Source organism: Phenylobacterium sp. RIFCSPHIGHO2_01_FULL_69_31, from assembly GCF_001824475.1.
Classification (GTDB): Bacteria; Pseudomonadota; Alphaproteobacteria; order Caulobacterales; family Caulobacteraceae; genus Phenylobacterium.
Genome location: NZ_MHXN01000022.1, coordinates 458 through 16,609 on the forward strand (window position 1 = coordinate 458; position 16,152 = coordinate 16,609).

19 protein-coding genes are annotated in these 16,152 nt (G+C 69.2%); 8 read left to right on the plus strand and 11 right to left on the minus strand.

Annotation, left to right across the window (positions count from 1 at the left end; all coding sequences use genetic code 11):
* The 3 genes from A2790_RS12905 to A2790_RS12915 all read left to right on the plus strand — a co-directional run.
* On the plus strand, positions 1-490 hold a 490-nt coding region (locus A2790_RS12905; protein WP_293392202.1), incomplete at its 5' end, for an ATPase, T2SS/T4P/T4SS family.
* Positions 456-2,414 (plus strand): type IV secretory system conjugative DNA transfer family protein, encoded by a 1,959-nt coding sequence (locus A2790_RS12910; protein WP_293392205.1) that lies wholly within the window; start codon positions 456-458, stop codon positions 2,412-2,414. The genes A2790_RS12905 and A2790_RS12910, both read left to right, overlap by 35 nt.
* 9 nt (positions 2,415-2,423) lie before the next feature.
* Positions 2,424-3,533: an LPD7 domain-containing protein gene (locus A2790_RS12915; RefSeq protein ID WP_293392208.1), complete on the plus strand. Its 1,110-nt coding sequence runs from the start codon at positions 2,424-2,426 to the stop codon at positions 3,531-3,533.
* Positions 3,534-3,545: 12 nt separating this feature from the next.
* Here the strand turns inward: A2790_RS12915 and A2790_RS12920 are convergent, their stop codons facing one another.
* Positions 3,546-3,806, minus strand: a complete 261-nt coding sequence (locus tag A2790_RS12920; RefSeq protein WP_293392211.1) for a hypothetical protein — start codon at positions 3,804-3,806, stop codon at positions 3,546-3,548.
* Positions 3,807-3,948: 142 nt separating this feature from the next.
* A complete protein-coding gene (locus A2790_RS12925; protein WP_293392213.1) occupies positions 3,949-4,524 on the minus strand; it encodes an Hsp20/alpha crystallin family protein in 576 nt (191 codons plus the stop codon).
* Between the two features lie 300 nt (positions 4,525-4,824).
* Here A2790_RS12925 and A2790_RS12930 point away from each other — a divergent pair, with 300 nt between their 5' ends.
* The gene (locus tag A2790_RS12930; RefSeq protein ID WP_293392216.1) at positions 4,825-5,055 is read left to right on the plus strand and encodes a hypothetical protein; all 231 of its coding nucleotides are present in this window, start codon (positions 4,825-4,827) and stop codon (positions 5,053-5,055) included.
* Here A2790_RS12930 and A2790_RS12935 read toward each other — a convergent pair.
* The 4 genes from A2790_RS12935 to A2790_RS12950 form a co-directional block, all read right to left on the minus strand.
* Positions 5,052-5,366, minus strand: a complete 315-nt coding sequence (locus A2790_RS12935) for a hypothetical protein (RefSeq protein ID WP_293392219.1) — start codon at positions 5,364-5,366, stop codon at positions 5,052-5,054. The two genes, A2790_RS12930 and A2790_RS12935, sit on opposite strands and share 4 nt — an antisense overlap.
* A gap of 38 nt (positions 5,367-5,404) precedes the next feature.
* A complete protein-coding gene (locus tag A2790_RS12940) occupies positions 5,405-7,564 on the minus strand; it encodes an amylo-alpha-1,6-glucosidase (RefSeq protein ID WP_293392221.1) in 2,160 nt (719 codons plus the stop codon).
* A gap of 19 nt (positions 7,565-7,583) precedes the next feature.
* Positions 7,584-8,666, minus strand: coding sequence for a glycosyltransferase family 4 protein (locus tag A2790_RS12945; protein WP_293392222.1), 1,083 nt, complete (start codon positions 8,664-8,666; stop codon positions 7,584-7,586).
* A gap of 87 nt (positions 8,667-8,753) precedes the next feature.
* Positions 8,754-9,173 carry a hypothetical protein gene (locus tag A2790_RS12950; RefSeq protein ID WP_293392225.1) on the minus strand — a complete coding sequence of 140 codons (420 nt, stop codon included), beginning with the start codon at positions 9,171-9,173 and terminating at the stop codon, positions 8,754-8,756.
* Between the two features lie 247 nt (positions 9,174-9,420).
* On the opposite strand from A2790_RS12950, the gene A2790_RS12955 reads away from it, so the two are divergent.
* Entirely contained in the window at positions 9,421-9,573 is a 153-nt protein-coding gene (locus tag A2790_RS12955; RefSeq protein ID WP_293392227.1) for a hypothetical protein, read from the plus strand.
* Positions 9,574-9,762: 189 nt separating this feature from the next.
* On the opposite strand, the gene A2790_RS12960 is transcribed toward A2790_RS12955, so the two are convergent.
* Entirely contained in the window at positions 9,763-10,926 is a 1,164-nt protein-coding gene (locus tag A2790_RS12960) for an ATP-binding protein (protein ID WP_293392229.1), read from the minus strand.
* Between the two features lie 148 nt (positions 10,927-11,074).
* On the opposite strand from A2790_RS12960, the gene A2790_RS12965 reads away from it, so the two are divergent.
* Both A2790_RS12965 and A2790_RS12970 read left to right on the plus strand, forming a co-directional pair.
* Complete coding sequence (locus A2790_RS12965; RefSeq protein ID WP_293392231.1) at positions 11,075-12,565, plus strand: ATPase domain-containing protein; 1,491 nt, start codon at positions 11,075-11,077, stop codon at positions 12,563-12,565.
* Between the two features lie 9 nt (positions 12,566-12,574).
* The gene (locus A2790_RS12970; RefSeq protein WP_293392233.1) at positions 12,575-12,943 is read left to right on the plus strand and encodes a response regulator; all 369 of its coding nucleotides are present in this window, start codon (positions 12,575-12,577) and stop codon (positions 12,941-12,943) included.
* Here the strand turns inward: A2790_RS12970 and A2790_RS12975 are convergent.
* Positions 12,940-13,188 carry a hypothetical protein gene (locus A2790_RS12975; protein ID WP_293392236.1) on the minus strand — a complete coding sequence of 83 codons (249 nt, stop codon included), beginning with the start codon at positions 13,186-13,188 and terminating at the stop codon, positions 12,940-12,942. The two genes, A2790_RS12970 and A2790_RS12975, sit on opposite strands and share 4 nt — an antisense overlap.
* Positions 13,185-13,640: a helix-turn-helix transcriptional regulator gene (locus tag A2790_RS12980; protein WP_293392238.1), complete on the minus strand. Its 456-nt coding sequence runs from the start codon at positions 13,638-13,640 to the stop codon at positions 13,185-13,187. The genes A2790_RS12975 and A2790_RS12980 overlap by 4 nt, the downstream gene beginning before the upstream one ends.
* Positions 13,641-14,124: 484 nt before the next feature.
* On the opposite strand from A2790_RS12980, the gene A2790_RS12985 reads away from it, so the two are divergent.
* Positions 14,125-14,511 carry a response regulator gene (locus A2790_RS12985; protein ID WP_293392240.1) on the plus strand — a complete coding sequence of 129 codons (387 nt, stop codon included), beginning with the start codon at positions 14,125-14,127 and terminating at the stop codon, positions 14,509-14,511.
* A 151-nt stretch (positions 14,512-14,662) separates the two neighbouring features.
* On the opposite strand, the gene A2790_RS12990 is transcribed toward A2790_RS12985, so the two are convergent.
* Both A2790_RS12990 and A2790_RS12995 read right to left on the minus strand, forming a co-directional pair.
* Positions 14,663-15,262: an NAD(P)H-dependent oxidoreductase gene (locus tag A2790_RS12990; protein ID WP_293392243.1), complete on the minus strand. Its 600-nt coding sequence runs from the start codon at positions 15,260-15,262 to the stop codon at positions 14,663-14,665.
* Between the two features lie 48 nt (positions 15,263-15,310).
* Positions 15,311-16,075, minus strand: a complete 765-nt coding sequence (locus tag A2790_RS12995; protein ID WP_293392245.1) for a gamma-glutamyl-gamma-aminobutyrate hydrolase family protein — start codon at positions 16,073-16,075, stop codon at positions 15,311-15,313.
* Between the last annotated feature and the right edge of the window lie 77 nt (positions 16,076-16,152).

The window sequence follows — 16,152 nt, forward strand, 5'->3', positions numbered from 1 at the left end:
CAAGACCACCTTCTCGAAGACCCTCATCAAGCTGATCCCCGAGGGCGAGCGGCTGCTGACGATCGAGGACGCGCGCGAGCTTTCGGTGCCGCACCGCAACGTCGTTCACCTGATCTACGCCAAGGACGGCCAGGGGCTTGCGCGCGTCGGCGCCAAGCAGCTGCTCGAAAGCGCCCTGCGCATGCGGCCCGATCGCATCCTGCTTCAGGAGCTGCGGGACGGCACGGCCTTCTTCTACCTGCGCAACGTCAACTCGGGCCATCCGGGCTCGATCACCACGGTGCACGCCGACTCCGCCCAGCTCGCGTTCGAGCAACTCACGCTTCTGGTGAAGGAGTCGGAAGGCGGCCGCGACCTTTCGCGGGCGGACATCCGAACGCTTCTCCTCCTGCTGGTCGACATCGTGGTCCAGATGAAGCGGCAGGCCGGCCGCTTCCGCATGACGGAGGTCTACTATGACCCCCTTCGCAAGCGCGACTCCCGCCGCTAAGGCCTGGCTTCTCATCCTGGGCGCGGCGCTGCTCGCCGGCCTGTGGATATCCTTGTGGATGCTGATCACCCTGGGCGGGCTCGGCCAGCTCTCCTCGAACGTCGATCTCGCCGTTCTGCCGCGCTGGCTCTGGTATTACCGGGGCGATCCGGAGGTGGTGCGCTGGCTGAAGATCGGCGCCGTCGGCTCTTTCCTCTTCGTGGCGATGCTGGCGCTTGCGGCCGCACTCCAGATCCGGCGCCCGCTGCACGGCGCCGCCCGCTGGGCGGGTGAGGGGGATTTGCGCCAGGCGGGACTGCGGGCCCGCCGCGGTCTGCTGCTCGGCCGGGTCGGCGGCGCCTACCTCCGCTTCGGCGGCGCCGAGCACGTCCTGCTCTACGCGCCGACGCGCACAGGCAAGGGCGTGGGCGTGGTCATTCCCAACCTGCTCGATTGGCCCGACTCGGCCGTGGTGCTCGACATCAAGCGAGAGAACTACGACGCCTCCGCCGGCTTCCGCGCGGCCCACGGCCAGGCCGTGCATCTGTTTGATCCCTTGGCGGCCGACGGCCGTACGGCCCGCTTCAATCCGCTAGCTTACATCGACCGCAGCGCGCCGATCGAAGTGCTCGACGAGCTGCAGAAGATCGCGGGCATGCTGTTCACCGCCCCCGAACGGACCGATCCGTTCTGGGCTGAAGCCTCGCGCACCGGCTTCGTCGGCGTCGGCGCCTACATCGCTGAGTCCGCGGAGCTGCCGTTCACGATCGGCGAGATCTACCGCCAGCTCACCGTCGGCAATCCCCGCACCCGCTTTCCCAACATCATCGCCGACCGGGCGGCGCAGAACCGACCGCTGTCCGCAGGCTGCGTGAACGCGCTAACGGACTTCTGCGCGGCCTCCGAGAACACCTTCGCCTCGGTGCGCCAGACGCTCACCTCGCGGCTCAACCTCTGGCTCAACCCCCTGGTGGACGCCGCGACCAGCAAGAGCGACTTCGATCTGCGACGCCTCAGGGACGTGCCGACCACCCTCTACCTTGGGGCTTCGCCGGACAACCTGGCCCGCGTCCAGCCGCTGTACAATCTGCTCTTCCAGCAGCTGGTCGACCTCAACACCCGTCATCTGCCGCGGCAGGATCGTGAGCCCCGCCAGATCCTCGTCTTGCTCGATGAGTTCGCCAGGCTGGGCGCGGCGCCCGTGATCGCCCGGGGCTTCTCCTTCGTGGCGGGGTACGGCCTGAGGTTCCTCGCCGTCCTGCAAAGCCCGTCCCAGCTGCGCGCCGAGTACGGCCCCGACGTCGCCGAGGAGATCATCTCCAACTGCGGCGTGGAGGTGGTCTTCGCGCCGAAGGAGCTGAAGGTGGCCCAGGAGCTCAGCGACCGGCTCGGCTACTATACGACCGGATCGCAGTCGCGGAGCCGGCCCACGATGCTCCTCGCCGGCGGCCGGCGGACCACGACGGACTCCGAGCAACGGCGCGCGCTGATGCTGCCCCAGGAGCTCATGCAGCTGCCGCCGGACCGCCTCATCGTCCTTCGGGCCGGCATGCCCCCCGTGCGCGGCAAGAAGCTCCGCTACTTCGACGAAGGCGACTTCAAGCGCCGCCTGTCGCCGGCCCCCACGCCGCCGGCGCGTCCAGTCACCGTTCATCCGGCCCCAGCACCGACGCCCCGAGGCGGCGATATCGAACCAACGTCGCGTCCGCTCACGGAAGCGGAAGCCGCCGGCGAGGAACTGCTGACGCCCGAGATGATCAGCCTGGCGCTGGAGGCTGTGGACATGGACGCGCCCCCGGAGCGCGCCAGCGAGGAAGAGGTGGCGCGCTGGGCTGAGGCCTACATCGATCGCGCCGCGCTCGACCGGGCGCTCGAGGATGAGTTCGAGATCGACGTTCACCGCGAGCATGCGCACGACGATCGTGACGAGCTCGTGGCGCAATAGGAGGCGATGATGTCCGAGGCCGCAGACGACGCCGGAAAGGACCTGCGGGAGCCCGTGGCCCCGCGCAGGCCGCGGGAACGCCGCGGGACGGAGGGCGACGTGGCGCCCACGCGTGAGGCGCTGAAGGGCTCGCCGGATCGGCCGATCTCGACCGATAAGGGGGACGTGCCCGAGGCGCTCAGCAAGCGCTACTTCACGCAATCGACGGCCCGCGCCCTAGCCTTCTATGCCGAGTACAATGCGCCGAAGCCGGCCTTCCGGGACGCCGGCGCGCGGCTCTCCACGTCCGAGACCAACCCGAACACCATCCGAGACATGGTGGACATCGCCGAGCATCGCGGCTGGCAGGCGATCCAGGTGCGCGGCGCCGAGGACTTCAAGCGTGAGGTGTGGCTGGAGGCCCAGAGCCGGGGCCTGGAGGTGCGCGGCTTCCGGCCCAACCAGCGTGATTTTCAGGAGCTCGAGCGGCGGTCCGAAGCGCGAGAGAAGGGCTCCTTAGGGCCCGCGCCTCGTCGCGAGCGGACGGACGAGCGCTCACGCCAATCACCCGCTCGGCCTCAGGATCGCGTCGACTACGACGCCGGCGTTCGTGGTCGACTCCTGGAGATCGGACGTGCGCCATTCCGCGGCCGCCAGGGGGCCGCGCCCGCTCCGTTCGTGCGCATACAACCGGCGGAGGGCAAGCCGGTGCAGATCTGGGGCGTGACCCTGCCGACGGCGATATCGCGCTCAGGCGCGAAGGTCGGGGACGAGATCACCCTTCGTCGCGAGGGGGTCGACCGTGTGTCGGACCGCAGCGGCGAGGCGCACCAGCGTAACCGCTGGACCGTAGAAGCGGCGCGCCTCCGCGAGAGTGATCCAGCGGAAGCTGCGCGCGATCCTGCTCTGAAGGCGGCGCAAGCTACCCTGGGCGTGGTGGCCAGCGTCGCCCGCCAGCGCCTGGATCCTGATGCAGCCGCGCGGGTCGTCGATCGGGCCCGATCCAAGGCGGCCGAGCGAATGGAGAACGGTGCGCGTTTCCGAGAACCGAGTTTGATGCAGGCTCAGCGCCAGCGAGATAGCGGGGCAACATCCGGAGATCGCAGCTCCGATGGCCCGGAGCGGGTGAGGCGACGTTAGGTTGGTCCGCCCCTACCAGTCACCACGACCGCGGTGATAAGCGTCCCTCTCCGCACGTTCACGCTGCTGTTGGAAACGGAAGGCTTCTTCGTCCTCATCGTCATTGCGACGACCTGCGAAGATCGGGCCGAACACGACTAGACTCGCAAATATCAGTGCGCCAACGAGAACGAGTTCCTTCAAGCCCGGCGGCAGTTCGCCTCTGAGCGCGGCGACAACCGGCGTACCCACGAGCCACAGCAGAAGTATCCAGACGATTGCACGCCAAAGCATGGGCGCCTCCACAGCGTCGCGTACGAATCTTAGCGCTTGGCGAGCCACTTGCGCCAGTGAAGACGCTGCGGTTACCTCGTGGGGTTCACGATCCATTGGCCCCGGGAAGGGGGAGTGTCCCCTTCCCAAGGTTGGCAACCGCTCAGTGCGCGGCGCCCTGGCCGGAGCCGTCCTGCCCGCTCGCGGGGCCGGCCGCAGTTTGTTGGTCCTGGCCTTGGGCGGAAGACGACGACTGACCGCTCGAGCCTTGAATCTGGATCCGCCGTGAACGGCTCTGCTCGGCGCTCTTCGGCACGGTGACGGTCAGCACGCCGTTGTGGAAGGTCGCCTTCACCTCATCAGGATTGGCCTGGAAGGGCAGACGGAGGGCGCGTTGGAAGCGGCCATAGCCACGCTCCACGAAATGGTAGTTGGTCTTCTCGTCACCCTTCTCCTGCTGGAACTTCTTCTCGCCACGGATGGTGAGCTGGTCGTTCTCCAGCGAGACGTCGATATCCTTCTCGTCGACGCCCGGCAGCTCCACACAGACGCGCACTTCCTTGTCGGTTTCGGAGACGTCCATGCTGGCGTTGAAGGTGGCCGCCACGCCGCCGCCCTGGCTCGTGGGCGGCGCGAAGCTGCGCGAGCCGCGGAAGACATCGTCGAACAGGCGGTTCATCTCGCGATGAAGCGAAAGCAGAGGATCGGCGCCTCCGAACGGGGTGAGGGATTGCGACATCTGGGCGTCTCCATTGGCCAGAGCGAAGGTCGCTGGATCAGGCGCCAGCGACACGCGGTTCCATGAGCGAGCTGCTCGCCACAGCTCGTCTGGAGAAGCGCTGGTCTGCCCGGCGAGTTGCAGCGGACGAGCAATAAAATGCACGGCCGGGTCAAGGCCGAGCCGGACCCGCCGGTCACCTTTCCAATCCTTGCTCGTTCTGCTTCTGTTCCCACGGGTCAGGAGTGGAGCATGGGGAGTCGGAATCCGGATCGCATACCGATCGCGATGCGTCGGCGGCGTTGCGAGAGCGTGGGGGACATGATCCGGTTAGGCTGGGACGTACACTCCAAGTGTGAAGCGTGCGGCCTGCTCTTCCGCGTGAACCTGAGGCTGATCGCGCGTGTGAAGGGCGCGGACTTCAGCCTCTGGAACCGCAAGGAGCGCTGCAAACGCCTGGGCTGCGTCGGCTTCGTCAACTTCCAGGGCAAGGCGCCCGACATGAGCTGGCACGAAGTGCTGAGCGCGCCGTGGCCGGAGGACCGCTCCTAATTGGACGACGGAGAGGGAAGAGACGCCTGCTCGGCGTCGGCGGAGGCGGCCAACACCCGGTGCAGGGCCTCCGTCGGTCGGCGGCAGACGACCTGGACGAGGCTGACGGAGCCAGGCGGTTCGCCTTCGAGGAGCAGTTCCGTGGTCGTGGGTTCGACGGCCTGCAGCTGCCAGGTGATCGTCTCCACCACGCCCTCCTCGAGCCCGTGCGACGTGGCGATGCAGATGCGTTCGCCGACGCGTGGCGGGCTCACGAGCTCGAAGTCCCGGGCGGGCCCGTCCGGGCCCTCGATCCAAACTCTGACGCGCATGTCTCCGCTCGCTCTGGTGGGTCCCTCTCGCCTGTCCGTCAGGTGTGGGTGATCAACGGAACGCCTTGTTCTTCGTTGCGGCCGGGGAGGACCATCACCCGCCCGCCGGCCTCGCGGAACACCAGGTCGAGGCGACGGTCGCCGACCGGCAGGTTCTCGAGCCGGAGCTCGCCGATGCCCAAGGGCAGTCGTGGCGAGCGCACGTGGAGCTCGTCACGCCAGCCGTCCACGTGCAGGCCCAGGCAGGCCTGCAGGACGCCGAACACGGACGCCGCGGCCCAGGCCTGCGGCAGGCAGGCGACGGGATAGGCGACCGGCGGCTCGCCGGCATGGCGCGGGAAGCCGCAGAAGAGCTCGGGCAGCCGCATGTCGAAGTGCACCGCCGCCTCGAACAGCGCCGAGAGCAGGCGCGGCACGGCGTCGGCGCCGCCATAGCGCCGGAAGCCTATGGCGCAGAGCGCGGTGTCGTGCGGCCAGACCGAGCCGTTGTGGTAGGACATGGGGTTGTAGCGGGGCTGGTCGCTGGCCAGGGTGCGAAGCCCCCACCCGTTGGTGAAGCCTGGGCCCAGAAGGGTTCGCATCACCGCCTGGGCGCGCTCGGGCGAGGGCAGGCCGACGAACAGTAGGTGTCCGGCGTTGGAGGCCTTCACCCGGCAGAGCTGGTTCTCGCCGTCGAGGGCGATGCCGTAGAAGCCGGCCTCTGGCATCCAGAACCGCGATTCCACCGCCTCGCGGATCTGCTCGGCCCGGCGACGCCATCCCTCGGCGTGGTCGCGGTCGAACCGCGTGGCCGCGAGCCGCGCCATCCCGCAGTAGGCGGCGTAGGCGTAGCCTTGCACCTCGACCAGGGCGATCGGCCCATCGGGGGTTCGGCCGTCCGCATGGAAGATGGAGTCGTGGCTGTCCTTCCAGCCCTGGTTCAAGAGGCCCGTGTCGGCCCCGCGCGCGTAACGGATGAGGCCCAGCGGGTCCGACTTGGCGAAGCTGTCCATCCAGCCGGTGGCGGCCAGGAGCGCAGGCCAGATCTGGTCCAGGAAGGCGCGGTCGCCGGTCCGCTCCGCGTAAGCCGCCGCCAGAGCGACGAACAGGCAGGTGGTGTCGACGCCGCCATAGTAGCGGCCGAACGGCACCTCGCCTTGTGCGGCCATCTCGCCGCGTCGGGCCTCGTGCAGGATCTTGCCCGGCGCCGCGTCGCGGAAGCTCGAGTGCTCGTCGGCCTGGGTCGCCGCGAGGTAGGCCAGCACGCCCTTGGCAAGGCTCGGATCGAGCCAGAGCAGCTGCCAGGCTGTGATGATCGCATCGCGGCCGAAGGTCGTGGAGAACCAAGGGATGCCGGCGTAGGGGTAGGGACCGGTGGCGAGATCCGTGGTGAGCAGCGCCAGGTCGGCCCGCGACTTGTCGAGCCAGGCGTTGAACAGCCGCCCCGAGGTATGGACCCGGCCGCCGCGGCGCAGGCGCCGCCGCATCGCGGCCTTGGCCAGCAGGCTCGCGCGCCGGAAGCGTCGCGCGGCGGGCGGCGGTCCCCCCTCCGGCCCCACCTCGAGGTAGACGTCCTTCGGCGTCCGCGGATCGAGCTCCAGGCGGATGCTGGCGTGGTGGGCGTCGAGGTGCGTCGGCCGCTCCGAGAACGCGATGACGCAGTCGCGGCGGTTCCCGTCGAGTCCTTCGTACTGAAACTTGACGCCCATCGGCAGGACCGTGGGCGAGGCACGATGGCCGCGGTGCGCGCGCGTCTGGCCGCGAACCTCGAACATGTCCTTGAAGTCGGCGTCGAAGCTGAAGTCGAGCGGCAGCGTGGCCGGAGCGTCCCCGTAGTTGACGCACCGGATCCGCTCGAAGAGCCGCCCGTCCCAGATCAGCCGCTTGCGCTCCAGGTGCACCACGCCTTCCGGCGTCGTGACCGCGCCAATGGGCGTGAGCGGCCGATTGGTGGCGTTGGCGGTGAAGATGACGTTGTCCCGACCCACGGCGCTGCTCAGCAGGGCAGGGGCGCTCCCGTCGAGCCGCAGGGTCAGGCGGGAGAGCTGCCGCGTGTCGTTTTGGAAGAGCCCGTCGGCGACCCCGTGGATGTCGCCGAACGCGTCGCAGACCAGGAAGACGTCGCCTTCCTTGAGGGTGAAGAGGCGGTCGGGCGCGCGCCGCTCGCGCTCGCTCGCCGCCTCGAAATGCGCCTCCGGCGCAAGCGCCAGGTCGTCCATGCTTCGTCCCCCAGCTTCCTCACGCGGCGACGGCTTTCACTTGAGCCGCCGCGCGCGAGACCGGTCCAGGCTCGGGCTGGCGCAGGCCGGCGTAAAGCGCGGCGTAGTGGCGCGCCATGGTGAGGGCGGAGAAGCGGGTCTCGAAACGTGCGCGCACCCCGGTGCGCCGCAGTTCGCCGATCCGGCCGACGGCGGCCACCGCCCCGTCCAAGTCCTCGACGATGAAGCCGGTGACGCCGGGCTCCACCACCTCCGGAACCGAGCCGCAGTTCCAGGCGATGACCGGCGTGCCGCAGGCCATGGCCTCGATCATCACCAGGCCGAAGGGCTCCGGCCAGTCGATGGGGAAGAGCAGGGCGTCGGCCCCGCCCAGGAAGGCGGATTTCTCCGCATCGCCGATCTCGCCGATGAACTCCACCAAGGGCTCGTCGCGGATCAGCGGCTCGATGACCTCGTTGAAGTAGGCGCGGTCGGCGGCGTCCACCTTGGCGGCGATCTTCAGCCGCTTGCCGGCGCGGCGCGCGATCTCGATCGCCCGGTCCGGGCGCTTCTCCGGCGAGATGCGGCCCAGGAAGGCCAGATAGCCCTCGCTGCGCAGGTGGAAGGTGTAGTGCTCCGGCGGGAAGCCGTGGTGCACGGTCCCGATCCAGTTGGCGAAGGGCAACGGCTTGCGCTGGTCGTCGCTGATCGAGACCAGCGGGAAGGCCGGCCAGCGGCGGTAGGCCTCCGGCAGGTCCTTTAGGTCGAGGCGCCCGTGCAGGGTCGTGACCGTCTTCTCCGCCAGGTCGGCGAAGATCGGGAAGTGCAGCAGGTCGGTGTGGAAGTGGATGACGTCGAAGTCGTCGGCGCGCCGCTTCACCTCGGCGAGCTGCGCCAGGTGCGCGGCGACGTCGGACTTCAGCGGGGCCGGGTCGAGGCGGATCGCCTGATCGCGCACCGGCACGAGCCGGGCGCGGGTCTGCGCCTCGGCGCTGGCGAACAGGGTCACCTCGTGGCCGAGCGCCACCAGCGCGTCGGTCAGGTGAGCCACCACACGCTCCGTCCCGCCGTACAGCCGCGGCGGGACCGCCTCGTAGAGGGGAGCGACCTGAGCAATCTTCATGCGGTTAATCCCTTCTTCTGAGAAGGGGGCGCAGCCCGCCCCCGGAGTTGCGCGCGCGCAACGCGCTTCACGGCCAAGCTGTTCCCGTCAGCTGGGGGCCTCGCGGCCGTCGGTGCGCGCGTATTGGAAGGTGCGGTGGAGCTCGTCGGCCGAGAGCGCCAGGACGACGCCCTTGTCGGCGCTCATCAGGACCGAGGCGTCCACCTCGACCGGATCCACAGCGCCATAGACGCTGGGAACGACGCGCAGCTTACCGGGCGGCGCGTCCGACGCGCACTGGCTGGCCGAGATCCACCCGATCTCGCGCCCGTTCCGATCGCGCACCGTCTCGCCGATCCGGATCTTGCGTCCTTGATCATCGACGAAGCAGACGAGCGGGTCCTGCAGGACCGACTGGCCGGCCGGCACGGCGCCTACGGCGAGGAGCACCCCCGCCAGGGTCAGACCGATCTGGGCCGCACGCCGGTTCCGTCGCCGGCGGGCCGAGGGCGCCACCGTCGTGATCATCTCCGCAACCTCGACTGAGTTCGGCCGGCGGGGCCGGCCACCCGGTGATCTATGGCGGCGCCGGACGCGCACAAGAGCGCGATTGGGGGTCAGGGCGCCGAGGTGTGGCCTCAGCGACACAGCCGGCGCAATAGCAGGTCGCCGCCCCCGATCAGCCTGCGCCGCTGGCTAAATAGACGGAGGCTTCACCATCAACCCTGCGCCCAGGGCCGCCTCACCCTGGCCGCAACGACAAGGAGGTCATCCCATGTGGAAGATCACGATCCTGGGCGACCGCCACGACGGCGCCGACAAGCTCCATGAGGAGCACTTCAACTGTAACCAGCAGGAGGCCGCCGAGCAGGCGACCATCCTCTTGGACCAGCACGGCGGTCTGCGGGCCGACGTGGACCCCGTCTGACAGGGGAGGGGCGGCCTTCGGGCCGCCCTGAACCTCTGATGCCGGCCGTTCGGCGGACACGGTCGAGGAGGTGCGAGCCTCCGACGGCGCCTGCGCGCGGAGACTTGGCGCCGGCCACGCGACGGTCTCAGGGTAAGCCGGGACGCCCCCCAGCCCCCAACGCCCCGGCGTTCCGGGCGGCCTTGGAGCCTAGGGTTCGAGGCCGCCCACCTGGGCGACGCCGGCGTTCTCTCGCGCTGCGGCCGGATCGCCGCGCTCCAGGCGGATGCTGAAGCACGATCCCCGGCCGGCGACCGAGCGCACCTCGATGGTGTGGCCGAGCAACTGGGCGGTCTTCTGGACGATCCAGAGCCCGAGCCCGAGGCCCTCGTTGCCGGTTGAATCGGCGCGCTCGAAGGCCTCGAAAATGCGTTCGAGCATGTGCGGCGGAACGCCGGCGCCGGTGTCCCAGACCTCGATGGCGAGACCCCCGCCGCGACGGCGAACGCCGATCAGCACGCCGCCCTCGAAGGTGTACTTCACCGCGTTGCCGACCAGGTTGCGCAGGATGGTCCGCAGCATGGCTCGGTCGCTGCGGACCGCCACGTGGGTGCAGGCGGTGCGCAGGCTCAGCCCCTTGTGCTCCGCGCGCGGCCGCCAGGCCGCGATGACGCCGTCCAGGATCTCGTCGAGTGCGAAGTCCTCGATCACCGGCGCCAGGTCCTGTTTGACCTCGGAGACCTGGGCCAGCGCCTTGAGTTCCTCGTCGAGGTCGACGGCGGCGATCTCCGCATGGCCCAACAGCCGGCGGCCACGGGCGCTCAGGTCCGTTTCACGTCGCAGGAGGTCGAGGGCGGCGACGATGGTCTGCAACGGCTGGCGCAGGTCGTGGCCGGCGACGGCGATCAGGCGGCTCTTGGCCCAGTTCGCGCGCTCGGCGTGGGTGAGGGCGCTCTGGAGCGCCTCGTCGCGCTGGCGATGTTCGGTGATGTCGGTGTGGGTGACCACGACATGGGTGACGCGCCCGGCTTCGTCACGGACGGGGCCAGACGACAACGCATTCCAGAACGGCCGCCCGTCACGCCGCCGCATCTGCAGCTCTCGCCTCGGCATGGCGAGCGACACGACGGCGTCGAGGTCGCGGCCCTCGTCGGCCGGCAGGCTGAGAAGATTGAGGCCCCGCCCGATGACGTCCTCGATCGGATAGCCGGTCAGCTGGCAGAAGGCCTCATTGCAGTAGACGATCGGCCGTCCCGGCGCGTTGGCGTCCAGCAGGGTGACCGGAATCGGCGCGCAGGAGAGCCCCGCCGCCAGGGTGGCGTTCTCCACCACCACAGCGGCCGGACCGCATGGCTGAGCCCGAAGCTCTCCCACCGCTTGCCTCGTCCGGATAAGCTCACACGCTGAGGCCCGTCCTCCGCCCGGCCGGCTTCCCTCGAGGTCGGCCAGAAAACCTTGCAGGCGGATGCGGCGGAACGCAATGTCCGCCGCTCAGTTGGGGTGCAGTTCTATGGGGCAAGGGATGGGAGAGGCGCAGGCGCCAGAAACAGTGCCACGTACGGCCAGCGGAGTGCCGGGGCTGGATACTGTCTTGAACGGCGGCTTCGTCGAAGGCGGCGTGTATATCGTCCAGGGCGATCCCGGTTCGGGCAAGACGATCCTCGCCAATCAGATCTGCTACAAGCATATCGAGGGCGGTGGCCGGGTCCTGTACGTGACCCTCCTGGCCGAAAGCCACTCGCGCCTGCTGCAGCAGCTCGGCACTTTGAGCTTCTTCGACCAGGCCGCCGTATCCGACCAGATCGTCTATGTGAGCGGCTTTACGACGCTGGAGGAGGACGGCCTGCCGGGCCTGCTCAACCTGCTGCGCCGGGAGATCAAGGGCCGCAAGGCGACCATGCTGGTGCTGGACGGCTTCCTCGCCACCCAGGCCTCCGCCTCGAGCGAGCGCGACTTCAAGAAGTTCATCCACGACCTGCAGGGCCAGGTCGCCGCCGCCGGCTGCACGACCTTCCTGCTGACCAATGACGACGGCCGCGCCAGCCGCCCGGAGCGGACCATGGTGGACGGGATCGTGCAGATGGTGCGCAGGCCTTCGGGCGATCGCACCGAACGCTACCTCGAAGTCGTGAAGCTGCGCTCCAGCGCCTTCCTGGAGGGTCGCCACGCCTACTCGATCGACAGCGACGGCTATCACGTCCATCCGCGTTTCGAGGCGCTCTACGCCACGCCCAGCCGGCACGACGACGTCGGCGAGGACCGCTACACCACGGGTGCGCCGTCGCTGGATGCGGTGATCGGCGGCGGTCTTCGCACCACCTCCACCTCGGCGGTGATCGGCCCCTCCGGCGCGGGCAAGACGACGATCGGCATTCAGTTCATCGGCGCGAGCACGCCCGAAGAACCGGGCCTTCTGTTCGGCTTCTACGAGACGCCGCCGCGCCTGAAGGTGAAGGCCAAACGGATCGGCGTCGACCTCGACGCCCTCACCGCGAGCGGCGCCGTCGAGATCCTGTGGCAGGCGCCGACCGAGCCGGTGTTCGACGCGCTGGGCCATCGGCTGGTCGACGCCGTGCGCCGGCGCAAGGTGAAGCGGCTGCTGGTGGATGGGCTCGGAGGTTTCATCGCGGCCGCCTCGGAGCCGTCGCGGATCTCGCGCTTCTTCGCCGCCCTCGCCAACGAGCTGCGGGTCCTGGGCGTGACGACCCTCTACACCATGGAGACGCGCGACCTGTTCGGCGCCCAGGTGGAAGTGCCGATCGACAACATCTCTAGCCTGGTCGAGAACCTGCTCTACATGCGGTTCGTCGAGCGGCAGTCCCGCATGGCGCGGATCCTCGCCATCGTGAAGATGCGCGACAGCGACTTCGATCCCGCCCTTCGGGAGTATACGATCGACGACAGCGGCATCCACATCGGCCAGCCGTTCGTCGGCGCCGAGGCCCTGATGACCGGCTTCGCCCATGAATCGGCGAGTGAACCGCGTCCGGCGCCGTTGCCGCCAAGAGCGTGAGGCGGCCTCGTGAAGACGGTTCTCGTGGTCGAGGATGAATTCGGCGTGGCGGACCTGATCCTGACCGCGCTCGAGGACGAGGGCTACCGGGTCCTCAAGGCCGCGCACGGGGCCCAGGCGCTGGAGCGTCTCGGCCAGGAGAAGCCGGACCTGATCATCAGCGACTTCATGATGCCCATCATGGACGGCCCGACCTTCGCAGCTCAGGTGAAGGCGATGGATGATCTCGCCCACGTGCCGATCATCATGATGAGCGCCGTCCCCGAGACCGCGCTGCGCGCCCGGTTCGACCGCTACGAGGTCTTCCTGCAGAAGCCGTTCCGGATCGATGACCTGGTGGAGGTCGTGGGGAAGGCGCTCGGCAAGGACGCAGGCTAGGCGTCGCCGTCATTCGGGGAACCCCGCGATCGGCGCTCGAAAGGCCGACCGCCGCGCGCCTCGTCCGCCACCTGGCCGCGCGAACGCCAGGCAAGGCCTGCATAGGCGAGGATCGCGGCGCCGGAGAGGGCCGTCACCGCCCAGAGCATCGGCTCGGAAAGCGGCCTGGGACTGACGATCAGGCTCGCCAGCAACACGCCCACCAGGAGGATCGGCGCGATGAGGAGACCGTCGCGCCGCCTCATTCCGCGGCCGAGCCTTCTGTGAAGGCGCCGCCGGCCGAGCCCTCGCCATCGTCGTTGGCCGCGATCGCCTGCACCAGGTCGGTGATGCTCTTGCGGGTGCTGCGCCGGCGGATGCTCAGGAAGGCCTCGGCGAGCGCCGGTCCGTTCGGCTCCAGCAGCAGGCCTTGCAGCACGTTGTCGTAGGCGGCCGCGTAGGCTTCGCCGGACGGCGTCGCCGGATCATGGAGGCCGTCGAAAAAATAGCCGACCGGAACCTCCAGCACCTGGGCGATGCGGTAGAGCGTCGAGGCGCTGATGCGGTTGGCGCCGCGCTCATACTTCTGGACCTGCTGGAAGGTGAGGTCGAGCGCTTCGGCCAACCGCTCCTGGCTGTAGCCCAGGGCCTTGCGCCGCAGCCGCACCCGCAGGCCCACATGCACGTCTATGGGGTCCGGCCCCTCTCCGCGCGCCATAGTCATCCCCTCATACTAGCCGGCTTTTCGCCGGACGAAGTGTCAATCGCTGCAGCACGGGCGGGGGGCGGTCCCGCGCTGCTCTGCGCAGAGCGCAGTTCGCCCGTGCGGCGCACTTATCCGCCACGGAACACGCAAGCCATATCGCAGGTTCTGCCCATGTACCAGAGGCTGCAAAGCACATCCGCCGCAGCTTTGGATCGATGAAGTAGAGTCGCCACGCCACAACTTGCTCACCTGAATGAAGCGGCCACGGCTGATCGCGCCAGGGATCGGCAATACACGCGGCCGTCTGCCCCGGAGCTAGGCCTTAAGTGTCGGCGCAGCTTTGGCCATCGCGCGGTCTCGAAAGATTTGAACACGGGTTGGTGTGACAGGTTTTCGACGTTCAAGCCCCGGGCGCGTACGCTTGGCGACATCCGTCGCTCATCCGGCCGCGACGGGCTGAGAGACGCAAGCGCTCCCGCCAGGCGGAGCAGCGCGCGTGTTTGACGAGTCCCCCATTGTCCTTGTCGCCGAGGACGAAAGCCTGGTGAGAGACCTGATCGAAGCCGTCCTGGAGGACAGCGGCTTTGCGCTGCGCCTGGCTGCGACGGGCCGCGAGGCGATCGACGCGCTCGACGTCCAGAAGGTCGCGGCCCTGGTGACCGATATCGACCTCGGCGCCGGGTGCTCCGGCTGGGAGGTGGCGGCCCACGCCCGCGAACGCGACCCTGCCCTGCCGGTGATCTACATGAGCGGGGGGAGCGCCTACGCCTGGCCCGACCGGGGCGTTCCCAACAGCCAGATGCTGGCCAAGCCTTTCGCCCCCACCCTGTTGCTGGAAGTGTTGCAGACGGAGCTCGGCGGACCGGGGCGCGCCGGACGCTGACCTCAGCGAGCCTCCCCTGAGGTCGATTGTGTCCATCGGCCGCCCGTGACTAATCTGGTCTTCGGCGGCGCCTTACCCGACGGCGACCGCTGGCGGACACTCCAGTCCGGTGCTCGGCCCCGGCCCCCCCGGGCCGAGCATTGGACGGGGGTCAGGCCGCTTGCGAGGCCGCGCCCGATTCCTCGCGGCTCCGTTTCAGGGCCCGCGCCCACCAGGCCAGGTCGTCGAACATGGCGTCGGCCATCTTCTCCAGGTGCGGCATGTCCTTCAGCGTCTTCTCGCCCTTGATCGCGGCATAGAAGTCGCCGCCGCCGATGTGCACGGCGTGCCGGATGGGCGCCATCTGCAGCTCGATCGCGATCAGCCGCAGTTGCTCCACCGCCCGGGCGCCGCCGACGCTGCCGTAGCCGACGAAGGCGACGGGTTTGCGGTTGTACTCCCGGTAGGCGTGGTCCAGGGCGTTCTTCAGGACGCCGGTCGGGCCGCGATTGTATTCGGCCGCCGTGATCAGGTAGCCGTCCAGCTCCGCCATCTTGGCCCGCCAGCGGCGCGACTCTCGATGCGGCGAAGGCCCATAGGCCGGCGACAGGGCGTCGGAGAAGAAGGGAAGGGCGTAGTCTTTCAGGTCGACGGTCTCGAAGGCCAGGTCGTCGCGCCGCGCGGCGAGCTCCGAAATCCAGGCCGCGGCCTTGTCGGCGAAGCGGTTCTCGCGGACGGACCCGACGATGAGGCCGATCTTTGGCTTGTCCAAGGCATCACCTCTTTCGCTTGGTTCAGGGCCGGCCGGGCCGGCCTTGCGTCACGCCGAGCGATGTAGGTCTCGCCGACCGCCGCGCCAGCCCGCCGGCACGCTCACGGCCGCGCCGGCGCCGTGCCGCTGGGCGCGGTAAGCCCTGGCCGACAGGACCAGGGCCTTGAAGAGGCGCCGGAAGACCCGCCGATGCAGCAGCAGCTCGGGGTGGAACTGCACCCCGATGCAGAAGTCGCGGTCGCTGCGCTCGATCGCCTGCGGCAGGCCGTTCTCTTCCCGGGCGCTGACCGTCAGGCCCTTGCCGAGGCGGTCGACGGCCTGGCTGTGGATCGAGTTCACCCAGAGCCGCTCGCAGCCCAGGACGGCGTGCAGCTGCGTGCCGGGGGTGACGGACACCTGCTTGCGGAAATGGATCTGCCGCAGCCAGTGCTGCGGATAGGGCGTGGGATGGAACCGCTCGGCCACGTCCATGTGCAGGGAGCCGCCGGCGGCGACATTCATCAGCTGGGCCCCGCGGCAGATGCCCAGGGTCGGCAGGTCTTCGGCCAGCGCCCGCTCGAGGAGGGCGAGCTCCATCTGCTCGCGCGGATGGTCGTAGCTGTAATCGGCCTTCGGCCGGGTCTGGAAGCGGCCTGGAAAGACGTCCGAGCCGCCGCTGAGCACGAGGCCGTCGAGCCGCACTTGCTCCCATCCGCTCGATTCCAGCCGCACGGCGCGGCCGCCGGCGAGCCGGATAGCGAGGGCGATCGCGAGGAAGGACAGGAGGTCGCCGACGGAAGGCCGGGTGACGCCGATGGTCGGGCGGGGGTCCACCGGCTCACTCCACCACGAGGCCGCGCGCGTCGGCGTCGTACTTCAGCTCAGGCGGCAGCTTGCCGTGCCGGATCAGG